The organism is Pseudomonas sp. SHLD1, from assembly GCF_028640935.1.
In the GTDB taxonomy this organism is placed as follows: Bacteria; Pseudomonadota; Gammaproteobacteria; order Pseudomonadales; family Pseudomonadaceae; genus Chryseomonas; species Chryseomonas aestiva.
Genome location: NZ_JAQZAD010000032.1, coordinates 292,986 through 306,694, shown reverse-complemented (window position 1 = coordinate 306,694; position 13,709 = coordinate 292,986). Strand labels below are relative to the sequence as shown.

Sequence of the window (13,709 nt, the reverse complement as noted above, 5' to 3'; positions counted from 1 at the left end):
CAGGATTCATTTCCCCATGCAGGTCTCCAAGTCGAACAAGCTCGCCAATGTCTGCTACGACATCCGCGGCCCGGTCCTCAAGCATGCCAAGCGCCTCGAAGAGGAAGGCCACCGCATCCTGAAGCTCAACATCGGCAATCCGGCACCCTTCGGCTTCGAGGCGCCCGAGGAGATCCTGCAGGACGTCATCCGCAATCTGCCGACCGCCCAGGGCTACAGCGACTCCAAGGGTCTGTTCAGCGCGCGCAAGGCGGTGATGCAGTACTGCCAGCAGAAGCGCATCGAGGGTGTCGGCATCGAGGACATCTACCTGGGCAATGGCGTCTCCGAGCTGATCGTCATGGCCATGCAGGCGCTGCTCAACAACAACGACGAGGTGCTGATCCCGGCGCCGGACTATCCGCTGTGGACCGCCGCGGTCAGCCTGGCCGGTGGCAAGCCGGTGCATTACCTGTGCGACGAGCAGGCGGGCTGGTTCCCCGACCTGGCGGACATGGAAGCCAAGATCACCAGCAACACCAAGGCGCTGGTGCTGATCAATCCGAACAACCCCACTGGCGCGGTCTATTCCAGGGAAGTGCTGGAAGGCATCGTCGAACTGGCGCGGCGGCACAACCTGGTGCTGTTCTCCGACGAGATCTACGACAAGATCCTCTATGACGAAGCCCAGCACATCTCCACCGCCTCCCTGGCGCCGGACGTCCTGTGCCTGACCTTCAACGGTCTGTCCAAGTCCTATCGCGTCGCCGGCTTCCGTTCGGGCTGGCTGATCGTCTCGGGCCCCAAGCACCGCGCCCACAGCTACATCGAAGGCCTCGACATTCTCGCCAACATGCGCCTGTGCGCCAACGTGCCGGCCCAGCACGCGATCCAGACGGCGCTGGGCGGCTACCAGAGCATCAACGACCTGGTGCTGCCGCACGGACGCCTGCTGGAACAGCGCAATCGCACCTGGGAGTTGCTCAACGACATCCCCGGGGTCAGCTGCGTGAAGCCGATGGGCGCGCTCTATGCCTTCCCGCGGATCGACCCCAAGGTCTGCCCCATCCACAACGACGAGAAATTCGTCCTCGACCTGCTGCTCTCGGAAAAACTGCTGGTGGTCCAGGGCACCGCCTTCAACTGGCCCTGGCCCGACCACTTCCGCGTCGTCACCCTGCCCCGCGTCGATGACCTGGAGCAGGCCATCGGGCGCATCGGCAACTTCCTCGGCGGCTACGCCCAGTAGCGGCAAAGCATTTCCGGGTCTTTCATCGGTTGGCGCCACTTACGGCGTCAACCAGCGCCGGCCCTTGCGTGACCGTCGCTTACCTGACCGGCCAGACAAGCGACGACACAGTTTGCAATAGAGGAAACGTTGAATGGATCGGGGCCGAACCTTATATAGCCGGCAGATAAACCTGTGAGGAGCTGTACCCCACCATGATGCGCATTCTGTTATTTCTGGCTACCAACCTGGCGGTGCTGATCGTTGCCAGCATCACCTTGAAGGTGCTTGGCGTGGATCGCTACACCGGTCAGAACTATGGCAGTCTGCTGGTGTTCTGTGCCGTGTTCGGTTTCGCCGGCTCGCTGGTCTCGCTGTTCATCTCCAAGTGGATGGCGAAGATGAGCACCCGTACCGAGGTCATCAGCCAGCCGCGTACCCGCCATGAGCAGTGGCTGCTGCAGACCGTCGAGGAGCTGGCCCGCGAAGCCGGCATCAAGACCCCCGAGGTCGGCATCTTCCCGGCCTATGAGGCCAACGCCTTCGCCACCGGCTGGAACCGCAACGACGCCCTCGTCGCGGTCAGCCAGGGCCTGCTGGAGCGCTTCTCTCCCGAAGAGGTGCGCGCGGTGCTGGCCCACGAGATCGGCCACGTCGCCAATGGCGACATGGTGACCCTGGCGCTGATCCAGGGCGTGGTGAACACCTTCGTGATGTTCTTCGCGCGAATCTTCGGCAACTTCGTCGACAAGGCCATCTTCAAGAACGAGGAAGGCCACGGTATCGCCTACTTCGTGACCACCATCGTCGCCGAACTGGTGCTGGGCATCCTGGCCAGCATCATCGTCATGTGGTTCTCGCGCAAACGTGAATTCCGCGCGGACGAGGCCGGTGCGCGCCTGGCCGGCCCCAATGCCATGATCGGTGCCCTGCAGCGCCTGCGTGCCGAGCAAGGCATTCCGGTGCAGATGCCCGACACCCTGAACGCCTTCGGCATCAACGGCTCGCTGAAGAACGGCCTGGCCGGTCTGCTGATGAGCCACCCGCCGCTGGAAGACCGCATCGAGGCCTTGCGCCGCTACGGTCAGCGCTAAGCGCGAGCGATGAAAAAACCCGGCTTCGGCCGGGTTTTTTCATGGGCGGGTCAAGGACCGAATGGCCTCGCCTAGCCCCTCGCCGGTCAGGGGAAACATGCGCTGGCCCATGAGTTCGCGCAGCAGCCGGATCGAGGTACTGCTGGCCCAGCCCTCCTGCGGATAGGGGTTGAGCCAGGCCGCCCGCGGGAAGTGCTGGCAGAGTCGCTGGATCCACAGGGCACCGGGCTCCTCGTTCCAGTGCTCGACGCTGCCACCCGGATGGGTGATTTCGTAGGGCCCCATGCTGGCGTCGCCGACGATCACCAGGCGGTAGTCCGCGCCATAGCGGCGCAGCAGTTCGGCGGTGTTGAGCCCTTCCTCATGGCGCCGGGCATTGTCGCGCCAGACGCGTTCATAGACGCAATTGTGGAAGTAGTAGTACTCCAGGTGGCGAAACTCCAGGCGACAGGCGCTGAACAACTCGCTGCACAGGCGCACGTGCAGGTCCATGGAGCCGCCGACATCGAGTAGCAGCAGCACCCTGGTCGCATTGTGCCGTTCCGGTCGATAGCGCACGTCCAGCAGACCACCCTCGCGTGCCGTGGCCGCGACGGTCCCCTCCAGATCGAATTCCGCCGCTGCGCCCTGGCGGGCGAAGCGCCTGAGCCGGCGCAGGGCCAGTTGCAGGTTGCGGCGGTCCAGCGGCGCGCGATCGTCCAGGTTACGGTAGTCGCGCTGCTCCCAGACCTTGGCTGCCTGCCCCTGCCGCGAACCGGCCTCGTCGATGCGCACACCAAAAGGATTGTAGCCGCCGCTGCCGAAGGGACTGGTGCCCCCCGTGCCAATCCACTTGTTGCCGCCGGCATGCCGCTCGCGCTGTTCGGCGAGGCGCTGCTGCAGGATGGCGAGCAATTCATCGAGGCCACCCAGCGCCTGGAGCCGCTGGCGATCCTCCTCGGACAGCCGCCGCTGCAGCTCCAGGCGCAGCCAGTCCGCGGGAATCGCCTTGGTATCCGCCAATCGCTCCGACCTGGCCATCTCGCCGGCATAGACCTGATCGAAACGGTCGAAGAAGCGCTCATCCTTGACCAGCACCGCACGGGCCAGCAGATAGAAGGCGTCGGGATCGGCTACCACCAGGCCCGCATCCAGGGCAGCGTGCAGATCCAGCAGTTCGCCCAGGGACACCGGGATGCCCGCCGCCCTAAGGCGGGTGAAGAAATCGAGGAACATGCCTCTCCTCAGCTCCGCCGACGACGCATGAAGGCCTGACGCTCAAGCAACTGCAGATCCTGCTCGTTCTTCAACAGCGCGCCCGCCAGCGGCGGCAGACCACCCTCGCCATGCAGTGCCCGCTGCGCCGCCTCATCGCCCAGCAGCAGCGCCAACCAGTCCACCAGCTCCGAGGTGGACGGCTTCTTCTTCAGCCCCGGCACGCTGCGCAGGTCGAGGAAGAGATCCAGGGCCTCCTGGACCAGACGCTGCTGGAGATCAGGATAGTGCACCTGGACGATGCGTTCGAGGGTTTCGCGCTCGGGAAAGCGGATGAAGTGGAAGAAGCAGCGGCGCAGGAAGGCGTCCGGCAACTCCTTTTCGTTGTTGGAGGTGATGATGATGATCGGGCGTCGCTGGGCGCGAATGGTCTCGCCGGTCTCGTAGACGTGGAACTCCATGCGATCGAGTTCCAGCAGCAGGTCGTTGGGAAATTCGATGTCGGCCTTGTCGATCTCGTCGATCAGCAGCACCACCGGATCCTCGGCGGTGAAGGCGTCCCACAGCTTGCCCGGCCTGATGTAGTTCGCCACCTCCTGCACCCGGGGATCGCCGAGCTGGGAATCGCGCAGGCGGCTCACCGCGTCGTATTCATAGAGGCCCTGCTGCGCCTTGGTGGTGGACTTCACATGCCAGGTGATCAGCCGCGCGCCCTGGCTCTCCGCCACCTGCTCGGCCAGCAGCGTCTTGCCGGTGCCCGGCTCGCCCTTCACCAGCAGCGGACGCCCCAGTCGGATGGCCGCATTCACCGCCAGACTGAGTTCGGCCGTGGCCACATAACGCTCGGTACCCTGAAAGGCCATCACTGATCCTCGGCAGCTGTTTCGCCTGACGATAGCATGCCGCGCCCGGGCTGGACGCCATCGGACGCAAGGCCTAGGCTGCGAGTTTTCCGCGCCGTACAGGATCCGCCATGAGCCGCATCTTCGCTGACAATGCCCAGTCCATCGGCAATACGCCGCTGGTCTACATCAATCGCCTCGGTCCCAAGGGCGTCACCCTGCTCGCCAAGATCGAGGGACGCAATCCGGGCTATTCGGTCAAATGCCGCATCGGTGCCAACCTGATCTGGGACGCCGAAGCCAAGGGGCTGCTCAAGCCGGGCATGAGCCTGGTGGAGCCGACGTCGGGCAATACGGGGATCGGCCTGGCCTATGTCGCCGCCGCCCGCGGTTACCGCCTGGTACTGACCATGCCCGCCTCCATGAGCCTGGAGCGGCGCAAGGTGCTCAAGGCGTTGGGTGCAGAGCTGGTGCTGACGGAGCCAGCCAAGGGCATGAAGGGTGCCATCGAAAAGGCCCGGGAAATCGCCGAGAGCGAACCCGAGCGCTATTTCATGCCGCAGCAATTCGACAACCCGGCCAATCCGGCCATCCACGAGAAGACCACCGGTCCTGAAATCTGGAACGACACCGATGGCGCCATCGATGTACTGGTGGCCGGCGTGGGTACCGGCGGCACCCTGACCGGCATCTCGCGCTTCATCAAGAACACCAAGGGCAAGCCGATCCTGTCCGTCGCCGTCGAGCCGGAGACCTCGCCAGTCATCAGCCAGACCCTCGCCGGTGCGGAGGTGAAACCCAGTCCGCACAAGATCCAGGGCATCGGCGCCGGCTTCGTGCCCGGCAATCTGGATCTCGCCATGGTCGATCGCGTCGAGCAGGTGAGCGATGAGCAGGCCAAGCTGATGGCCCAGCGGCTGATGCGCGAGGAAGGCATTCTCTGCGGCATTTCCTGCGGCGCCGCCATGGCCGCGGCGATCCGGCTGGCCGAGACGCCGGAGATGCAGGGCAAGACCATCGTGGTCATCCTGCCGGATTCCGGTGAGCGCTATCTGTCGACCATGCTGTTCGACGAGCAGGAGCTGGTCCAGTAGGACCCTGGCGGCAAACTGCCCTCCCCCATTGCGGGGTTGCTCGCCAGCCGGCGAACCCTTTGCCACCCCTCAAGAAAAAGCCCGGTTTCCCGGGCTTTTTTCGTATCAGAGATGCTTGATCTCGGCCTTGGCGTCCAGGGCCCGGCGGTAGGCCGCGAAATCGACCTGTCCGGCGCGCGAGGCGAGGTAGCGGCGATACAACGCCTTGTCCTCGGCGCTCAGGGCTTCCTTGGGCACCCCTACGCCCTGCAGACGAATCAGTACGAAGTCACCGTTCTGCAGGCTGATGCCGGCATAGGACGGCTTGTCGGCTTCCGGCTTGGCCATGCGGAAGGCCGCCTGCAGCACCTGGGGATCGACGCCCTCCTGGTTGCGGGTAGCGGCTTCGACGGTACGCCAGTCACCCGCGGCGGCCTTGCCACCGGCGCGCAGGGTCTTGAGCTGTTCTTCGCCAGCCTGCTTGGCCACCGCGGCGGCCTTTTCCTGGGTCAGGCGGGTCACGATCTCCTTCCTAACCACATCCAGGGGTTGCAGCTGCGGCGTGCGATGCTCCTTGTCGCGGATCACCACCAGGGTCTCCGGATCGAGCTGCAGCGCAGTGCTGTTGGCGCCGTTGCGCAGGACGTCCTCGCTGAAGGCCGCCTCGATCACCTGACGGTTGGCGGTCAGTCCCTCGCCTCCTTCACGACCGAAGGGAGCGCTGGTCTTGACCTGCAGACCCAGTTCCTGGGCCGGCTGGCTCAGGTCGGAGGATTCATAGGCGGAGCTTTCCAGCTTGCGGCCCGCTTCCACGAACAGGCGATCGGCGTCTTCCGCCTTGAGCTGCTGTTCCAGACGCGGCCGGACGCTGGCCAGGGTGGGTACTTCCGGCGCCTGGACGCCCTGCAGCTTGATCAGGTGCCAGCCGAAGCTGGTGCGCACCGGGGTCGACACCTGCTGAGGCGCCAGGGCATACAAGGCCTCTTCGAAGGCCGGATCATAGACGCCACGACCGGCGAAGCCGAGGTCACCGCCATTGGCCGCCGAACCTGGATCCTGGGAGAACTCCTTGGCCAGCTTGGCGAAGTCTTCACCCTTCTTCAGGCGTTCCTGGATCTGCTGGATCTTGGCCTTGGCCTGGTCGTCGTTCTGCTTGTCGTTGACCTCGATGAGGATATGGGCGGCGTCACGCTGCTCCGACAGGTTGGCGATCTCGGACTTGTAGGCGGCCTGCAGACGGCTTTCGTCGACCTTGGCCTTGGCCAGGAAGGCGGACTTGTTCAGCTCGACGTAATCGATGACCACCTGTTCGGGCGTCATGAAGGCGCTCTTGTGGCTGTCGTAGTAGGCCTGGACTTCGTCCTGGGTCGGCGTGATGCCGGCCGACGCGGCCTTGACGGTGCGCATGGCGAAATCACGAGTCTGACGTTCGAGCGCGGCGAAAGCCTCGATATCGGCGTCGGTGACGAAGTTGCTGCCGACGATGCCGGCGCGCAGCTGACCGATCAGCATCTCGTCACGCAGCAGATCGCGGAACTGCAGGCGGTTGTAGTTCATCTGGCGAACGGCCTGATCGAAGCGCTGGGGATCGAAACGCCCTTCGGTCTGGAATTCGGGGGTATTGAGGATCAGCTGATCGAGCGCCTGTTCGGAAAAGGCGAAGCGATCGGCCTTGGCGCTCTGCAGCAGCAGTTGCTTGTCGATCAGTGCCTTGAGCGCGGACTCGCGCAGCAGGCGATCATCCAGGGTGGACGGATCGAAACCCTGACCCAATTGCTGCTGCAGCTGGCGACGCTGCATTTCCACGGCCTGGGCCAGCTCCGTCTGCTTGATCTCGTCGCCATTGACCAGGGCGACGGCGCCCTGGTGACCCGTGGCGCGGATGATCGCTTCGAAGCCGGTCAGTGCCATCAGCAGGATGATGAATCCGATGATGACTTTGGCAATCCATCCCTGCGAACGGTCCCTGATGTTTTGTAGCATGTTCCCCCCACGAGCTGTGGCCGGACCGGCCATGGCGAAATCGTCGAATAGCAAATAGCGAAAAGGCGCATCTCGAGATGCGCCTTTTCATCGATCAAGGACCTTGCATCCAGCAGGACGGCGGAGCACCAGCAACCTCGTCTGGCAGCCCGCCCATCAAGCCCGGGTGCGCCGTCAGTGGGTACTGACGCGCTCCTTGCCTTCCTGATCCCGCTTCTCGTCCTTACTGACGAGCTCCGGACCATCGTCCGGAAGCGGCTCCGGCGTGTATTGCAGCGCAACCTCCAAGACCTCGTCAATCCATTTGACTGGCTTGATCTGCAAGTCGGCCTTGATGTTGTCCGGAATGTCCCGCAGATCCCGGACGTTTTCTTCCGGAATGATCACGGTACGGATGCCGCCGCGGTGGGCTGCGAGCAGCTTTTCCTTGAGGCCGCCAATCGCCAGGACCTGACCACGCAGGGTGATCTCGCCGGTCATCGCTACATCGGCGCGTACCGGAATGCGGGTAGCCGCCGACACCAGCGCCGTGCACATGCCGATACCGGCACTCGGACCGTCCTTGGGCGTCGCGCCTTCGGGGACGTGGATATGGATGTCGTGCTTCTCGTGGAAGTCCCTGGGAATACCCAGGCTGCGACCACGGCTGCGCACCACGGTCAGGGCAGCCGTAATGGATTCGGCCATCACATCGCCCAGCGAGCCGGTCTTGATCATCTGGCCCTTGCCCGGAACGACCGCGGACTCGATGGTCAGCAATTCGCCACCCACCTGGGTCCAGGCCAGGCCGGTCACCTGACCGATCTGATCCTGCTGCTCGGCGAGACCGTAGCGGAACTTGCGCACGCCCAGCCAGTGCTCCAGGGTGTCCACGGTGACGCTGGCCGTCCGCTCCTTGCTCAGCGCATGCTGCTTGACCACCTTGCGGCAGACCTTGGCGACCTGCCGCTCCAGGCTCCGAACGCCCGCTTCGCGGGTGTAGTAGCGAATGATGTCGCGCAGGGCGTCTTCATCGAACTCCACCTCGCCCTTCTTCAGGCCATTGGCCTTGACCTGCTTGGGAATCAGGTAACGGGTGGCGATATTGACCTTTTCCGCCTCGGTATAGCCCGGCAGGCGAATGACTTCCATGCGGTCCAGCAGCGGCGCCGGAATGTTCATGGAGTTGGCGGTGCAGACGAACATCACGTCGGAGAGGTCATAGTCCACTTCGAGGTAATGGTCGTTGAAGGTGTGGTTCTGCTCCGGATCCAGGACCTCGAGCAATGCGGAGGCAGGATCGCCCCGCATGTCGTTGCCCATCTTGTCGATTTCGTCGAGCAGGAACAGTGGATTGCGCACCCCGACCTTGGTCATCTTCTGGATGAGGCGACCCGGCATGGAGCCGATGTAGGTGCGACGGTGACCGCGGATCTCGGCTTCGTCACGCACGCCACCCAGGGCCATGCGCACGAACTTGCGACCGGTGGAGCGAGCGATGGACTCGGCCAGGGACGTCTTGCCCACGCCGGGCGGGCCGACCAGGCACAGCACCGGTCCGCGTACCTTCTTCACGCGCTTCTGCACGGCGAGGTATTCGAGGATGCGTTCCTTCACTTCCTCGAGACCGTAGTGGTCCTTGTCGAGGACTTCCTCGGCGCGTCCCAGATCCAGGCGGACCTTGCTCTCGGCCTGCCACGGCACGTTCACCAGCCAGTCGATGTAGGAGCGTACCACGGTGGCTTCAGCCGACATCGGCGACATCTGCTTGAGCTTGTTCAGCTCGGCATTGGCCTTGGTCAGGGCATCCTTGGGCAGACCGGCCGCCTCGATACGACGCTTGAGGTCATCGACCTCGTTGTGTCCTTCATCGATGTCACCCAGTTCTTTCTGGATGGCCTTCATCTGTTCGTTGAGATAGTACTCGCGCTGGCTGCGCTCCATCTGCTTCTTGACGCGGCCGCGGATACGCTTCTCCACCTGCAGGAGGTCGATTTCCGCATCCAGCAGGGCCAGCACGTGCTCGACGCGCGCACCCAGCTCGGTGATCTCGAGGATTTCCTGCTTCTGCTCGATCTTCAGCGCCATGTGCGCGGCCATGGTATCGACCAGGCGGCTGGGATCCTCGATGCTGTTGAGCGAGGACAGCACTTCAGCGGGGACCTTCTTGCCGAGCTGCACGTATTGCTCGAACTGACTCATCAGGCTGCGCGAGAACACCTCGGATTCGCGATCCGGGGCTTCGCTGTCCTCGATCAGCGTGACCAGCGCACGGGCATAGGCCTGGCTTTCGACGAAGGACTCGATACGGCCACGCTGCTCGCCTTCGACCAGGACCTTGACGGTGCCGTCGGGCAGCTTGAGCAGCTGGAGAACGGTTGCGACCGTACCCATGTGATACATGTCATCCGCGGCGGGATCGTCATCGCCGGGATTCTTCTGCGCGACCAGCAGGATCTGCTTGTCGCCAGCCATGGCGGCCTCGAGGGCCTCGACGGACTTTTCCCTTCCGACGAACAATGGGATGACCATGTGGGGATAGACCACTACGTCACGTAGGGGCAGCAGGGGAAGTTCTATCGTCGTAGTCATGGGATACGGGTCTCGGCAAATAATCGGCCGCAGATGCGGTTAAGGCCTCGGTTTTTCCTAACATGAGGTTGGCCGCCGCAAAATACAACCGTCGCTGAAATGAAAAAGGGGCCTAAGCCCCTTTTGTCACGCGTCCGGCGCCGCCTTGGCGGGCTCGCTGTTCTCGTAGATGAGCAGCGGCTGGGAACTCCCGTCGATGACGCTCTCGTCGATGACCACCTTGCTGACTTCCTTCTGCGAAGGAATCTCGTACATGGTCTCGAGCAGGATGCCTTCGAGGATGGATCTCAGACCCCGGGCACCGGTCTTGCGCTCCAGCGCCTTGCGGGCAACCGCCTTGAGCGCGTCGGGACGGAACTCCAGATCCACGTCTTCCATTTCGAACAGCTTGGCGTACTGCTTGGTCAGGGCGTTCTTCGGCTCGGTCAGGATCTGCATGAGCGCCGGCTCGTCCAGTTCGTCCAGGGTCGCGATGACCGGCAGACGACCGACGAACTCGGGAATCAGACCGAACTTGACCAGATCCTCGGGCTCGGCGTCACGCAGGGATTCGCCGATCTTCTTGCCCAGTTCCACGCTGCGTACCTCGGCGTTGAAGCCGATGCCGCCACCCTTGGTGGAACGGTTCTGGATGACCTTTTCCAGGCCGGCGAAAGCGCCACCGCAGATGAACAGGATGTTGCGGGTATCCACCTGCAGGAATTCCTGCTGGGGATGCTTGCGGCCACCCTGGGGCGGAACCGATGCCACGGTACCTTCGATCAGCTTCAGCAGGGCCTGCTGCACACCCTCACCCGAGACGTCACGGGTGATCGAGGGGTTGTCGGACTTGCGCGAGATCTTGTCGATCTCGTCGATGTAGACGATGCCCATCTGGGCCTTTTCCACATCGTAGTCGCACTTCTGCAGCAACTTCTGAATGATGTTCTCGACGTCCTCACCCACATAACCGGCTTCGGTCAGAGTGGTGGCATCGGCGATGGTGAAAGGCACGTTGAGCAGGCGCGCCAGCGTTTCCGCCAGCAGGGTCTTGCCCGAACCGGTCGGACCGATGAGCAGGATGTTGCTCTTGCCCAGTTCGACGTCGTCTTTCTTCTCGCGCTGATTCAGACGCTTGTAGTGGTTGTAGACGGCAACGGCGAGGACCCGCTTGGCACGCTGCTGACCAATGACATACTGGTCGAGGATAGCGCTGATTTCCTTCGGCGCTGGCAGCTTGTGCGCATTGCTTTCGGCCTGAGCTTCCTGGACTTCCTCGCGGATGATGTCATTGCACAGGTCGACGCATTCGTCGCAGATGAAGACGGAGGGTCCAGCGATCAATTTACGTACTTCGTGCTGACTCTTGCCGCAGAAGGAGCAGTAAAGCAGCTTGCCGTTATCGTCGCTATTGCGCGTATCTGTCATTCGATCGATCCAATGGAATGTGCTTACATCAACAAGATGGAGCCTATTGCACGGTTTTTCAAGCCTACCTGCCCAAACGACGGCGCCTGGGCAGGTGGTCGAGGCGGGGTCAGGCGGGGATGTTGCGCTTCTCGAGGACCTTGTCGATCAGGCCGTAGGCAACGGCTTCGGGGCCACTCATGAAGTTGTCACGGTCGGTATCGCGGGCGATCACGTCCATGGGCTGACCGGTGTGATGCGCCAGTACCTTGTTCAGACGCTCACGGATGGTCAGAATTTCACGGGCGTGAATTTCGATGTCCGACGCCTGACCCTGGAAGCCACCCAGGGGCTGGTGAATCATCATCCGCGAATGCGGCAGGCAGAAGCGCTTCTCGGCGGCGCCGCCGGCCAGCAGCAAGGCGCCCATGCTGCAGGCCTGGCCGATGCAGATGGTGGAGACGTCGGGCTTGATGAACTGCATGGTGTCGTAGATCGACATGCCAGCGGTCACCGAGCCACCCGGACTGTTGATGTAGAGGTGGATGTCCTTGTCAGGATTCTCCGCTTCCAGGAACAGCAGCTGGGCGACGACCAGATTGGCCATGTAGTCCTCGACCTGACCCACCAGGAAGATGACCCGCTCCTTGAGCAGTCGGGAGTAGATGTCGTAGGCGCGCTCGCCCCGGGCGGATTGCTCCACCACCATGGGTACCAGACCGCCAGCGGCTTGAATATCGGGCATGGATTGCATGTATGAATTGCGGGACATGTCCTGCACTAGCTCCCTATCTGGATGACCTGTCAAAAACACATAAGCCAGCACGAGGCTGGCTTAGGTGAACTAGCAACTGGAGGCAGATCAGGCTGCTTGCGGAGCCTCGGCCGGTTTGACCGCGTCCTCGTAGGAGACCTGCTTGTCGGTGACTTTTGCCTGCTTGAGGACAGTATCCACGACTTGTTCTTCCAGTACAACCGAACGCACTTCGTTCAGCTGCTGCTCGTTCTGGTAGTACCACTTCACTACCTGCTCAGGCTCCTGGTAGGCCGCAGCCATTTCCTCGATCAGCTCGCGGACGCGGGCGTCATCGGGCTTGAGCTCGAACTGCTTGACCATCTCGGCGATGATCAGACCCAGCAGCACGCGGCGCTTGGCCTGCTCGCTGAACAGCTCGGCCGGCAGTTGCTCGGGCTGGATATTGCCACCGAACTGCTGGACGGCCTGAACGCGCAGACGATCCACCTCGTTGCTGATCAGGGCAGCCGGGACGTCGATCTGGTTGGCGGCCAGCAGACCGTCCATGACCTGGTTCTTGACCTTGGTCTTGAGGGCCTGGCGCAGCTCGCGCTCCATGTTCTTGCGCACTTCGGCGCGGAAACCTTCGACGGTGGTCTCTTCCACGCCGAACTGCTTGAAGAAGGCCTCGTTCAGTTCGGGCAGCTCGGGAGCGGCCACTTCCTTGACGGTGACCTTGAACTGTGCGGCCTTGCCGGCCAGGTCCAGGTTCTGGTAGTCCTCGGGGAAGGTCAGGTCGAGCACGCGCTCGTCACCGGCCTTGGCGCCGACCAGGCCGTCTTCGAAACCGGGGATCATGCGACCCGAGCCCAGCACCAGCTTGGTGCCTTCGGCGGAACCACCGGCGAAGGCTTCGCCGTCCTGGGTACCCACGAAGTCCAGGGTGAGCTGGTCATCGTTGGCGGCAGCGCGGTCAACGGCTTCATAACGAGTGCCCTGCTTGCGCAGCACGTCGAGCATCTTGTCGATGTCGGCGTCTTCGACGCTTGCGTCCTGACGCTCGATCTCGATGCCGTCCAGGCCCTTCACTTCGAACTCGGGGAAGACTTCGAAGGTGGCAACGTATTCCAGGTCCTTGCCCTTTTCGAACACCTTGGGTTCGACGGCGGGTGCGCCGGCCGGGTTGAGCTTCTGCTCGACAACGGCTTCGTAGAAGGTTTCCTGAATGAGATCACCCAAGGCTTCCTGACGAGCCGAGGCTTCGTAGCGCTGGCGGATGACGCTCATGGGTACCTTGCCCGGGCGGAAACCGGGAACCTTGGCACGCCGTGCAGTCTGCTGCAGACGCTTGTTCACTTCGGTTTCAATACGCTCGGCCGGCACGCCAATGGTCATGCGACGCTCGAGAGCAGAGGTGTTTTCAACGGAAACTTGCATGGATATTCCTCGTGGCACAGAAACAGGCCGGCACTCCGACCCCCCAGAATCAAGGGCGACCATTCTAGAGACAGTCTCAAGCGAAGTCACCTGGCTTGATCCAGCGGTGCGTACGGGCACTGCCGAAGCGGGCCTGACCGAGCGGTCAAGAGCAACATTTTGTTGCCCACCCTAAGTTGTACGACG

At 62.8% G+C, this 13,709-nt stretch carries 10 protein-coding genes; 3 read left to right on the top strand and 7 right to left on the bottom strand.

Annotated features, from left to right (window positions below; translation table 11 throughout):
- Positions 1-16 precede the first annotated feature (16 nt).
- Both PVZ77_RS22295 and htpX read left to right on the top strand, forming a co-directional pair.
- Positions 17-1,228 carry a pyridoxal phosphate-dependent aminotransferase gene (locus PVZ77_RS22295; protein ID WP_273809642.1) on the top strand — a complete coding sequence of 404 codons (1,212 nt, stop codon included), beginning with the start codon at positions 17-19 and terminating at the stop codon, positions 1,226-1,228.
- Positions 1,229-1,422: 194 nt separating this feature from the next.
- The gene (gene htpX, locus PVZ77_RS22290; protein WP_007162229.1) at positions 1,423-2,301 is read left to right on the top strand and encodes a protease HtpX; all 879 of its coding nucleotides are present in this window, start codon (positions 1,423-1,425) and stop codon (positions 2,299-2,301) included.
- A gap of 39 nt (positions 2,302-2,340) precedes the next feature.
- Here htpX and PVZ77_RS22285 read toward each other — a convergent pair whose 3' ends face one another.
- Together PVZ77_RS22285 and PVZ77_RS22280 are read right to left on the bottom strand one after the other, a co-directional pair.
- Positions 2,341-3,516, bottom strand: a complete 1,176-nt coding sequence (locus tag PVZ77_RS22285) for a vWA domain-containing protein (RefSeq protein WP_273809641.1) — start codon at positions 3,514-3,516, stop codon at positions 2,341-2,343.
- A gap of 8 nt (positions 3,517-3,524) precedes the next feature.
- Complete coding sequence (locus PVZ77_RS22280; RefSeq protein ID WP_273809640.1) at positions 3,525-4,358, bottom strand: AAA family ATPase; 834 nt, start codon at positions 4,356-4,358, stop codon at positions 3,525-3,527.
- A 110-nt stretch (positions 4,359-4,468) separates the two neighbouring features.
- Between PVZ77_RS22280 and cysK the strand changes: the two genes are divergently transcribed.
- Complete coding sequence (cysK, locus tag PVZ77_RS22275) at positions 4,469-5,431, top strand: cysteine synthase A (protein ID WP_273809639.1); 963 nt, start codon at positions 4,469-4,471, stop codon at positions 5,429-5,431.
- A gap of 105 nt (positions 5,432-5,536) precedes the next feature.
- Here cysK and PVZ77_RS22270 read toward each other — a convergent pair whose 3' ends face one another.
- The 5 genes from PVZ77_RS22270 to tig form a co-directional block, all read right to left on the bottom strand.
- Positions 5,537-7,393, bottom strand: coding sequence for a SurA N-terminal domain-containing protein (locus tag PVZ77_RS22270; protein WP_273809638.1), 1,857 nt, complete (start codon positions 7,391-7,393; stop codon positions 5,537-5,539).
- A gap of 174 nt (positions 7,394-7,567) precedes the next feature.
- The gene (gene lon / locus PVZ77_RS22265; RefSeq protein ID WP_273809637.1) at positions 7,568-9,964 is read right to left on the bottom strand and encodes an endopeptidase La; all 2,397 of its coding nucleotides are present in this window, start codon (positions 9,962-9,964) and stop codon (positions 7,568-7,570) included.
- A gap of 126 nt (positions 9,965-10,090) precedes the next feature.
- Complete coding sequence (clpX, locus tag PVZ77_RS22260; RefSeq protein WP_133859302.1) at positions 10,091-11,371, bottom strand: ATP-dependent Clp protease ATP-binding subunit ClpX; 1,281 nt, start codon at positions 11,369-11,371, stop codon at positions 10,091-10,093.
- A 109-nt stretch (positions 11,372-11,480) separates the two neighbouring features.
- The gene (gene clpP, locus PVZ77_RS22255; RefSeq protein ID WP_007162222.1) at positions 11,481-12,122 is read right to left on the bottom strand and encodes an ATP-dependent Clp endopeptidase proteolytic subunit ClpP; all 642 of its coding nucleotides are present in this window, start codon (positions 12,120-12,122) and stop codon (positions 11,481-11,483) included.
- Positions 12,123-12,212: 90 nt separating this feature from the next.
- Positions 12,213-13,523 (bottom strand): trigger factor, encoded by a 1,311-nt coding sequence (gene tig, locus PVZ77_RS22250; RefSeq protein WP_183630357.1) that lies wholly within the window; start codon positions 13,521-13,523, stop codon positions 12,213-12,215.
- Positions 13,524-13,709 lie beyond the last annotated feature (186 nt).

Coding starts and splice junctions, on each gene's coding strand:
- cysK (WP_273809639.1), top strand. CDS start 4,469: ATGAGCCGCATCTTCGCTGACAATGCCCAGTCCATCGGCAATACGCCG.
- PVZ77_RS22270 (WP_273809638.1), bottom strand. CDS start 7,393: ATGCTACAAAACATCAGGGACCGTTCGCAGGGATGGATTGCCAAAGTC.
- htpX (WP_007162229.1), top strand. CDS start 1,423: ATGATGCGCATTCTGTTATTTCTGGCTACCAACCTGGCGGTGCTGATC.
- tig (WP_183630357.1), bottom strand. CDS start 13,523: ATGCAAGTTTCCGTTGAAAACACCTCTGCTCTCGAGCGTCGCATGACC.
- PVZ77_RS22285 (WP_273809641.1), bottom strand. CDS start 3,516: ATGTTCCTCGATTTCTTCACCCGCCTTAGGGCGGCGGGCATCCCGGTG.
- clpX (WP_133859302.1), bottom strand. CDS start 11,371: ATGACAGATACGCGCAATAGCGACGATAACGGCAAGCTGCTTTACTGC.
- PVZ77_RS22280 (WP_273809640.1), bottom strand. CDS start 4,358: ATGGCCTTTCAGGGTACCGAGCGTTATGTGGCCACGGCCGAACTCAGT.
- lon (WP_273809637.1), bottom strand. CDS start 9,964: ATGACTACGACGATAGAACTTCCCCTGCTGCCCCTACGTGACGTAGTG.
- PVZ77_RS22295 (WP_273809642.1), top strand. CDS start 17: ATGCAGGTCTCCAAGTCGAACAAGCTCGCCAATGTCTGCTACGACATC.
- clpP (WP_007162222.1), bottom strand. CDS start 12,122: ATGTCCCGCAATTCATACATGCAATCCATGCCCGATATTCAAGCCGCT.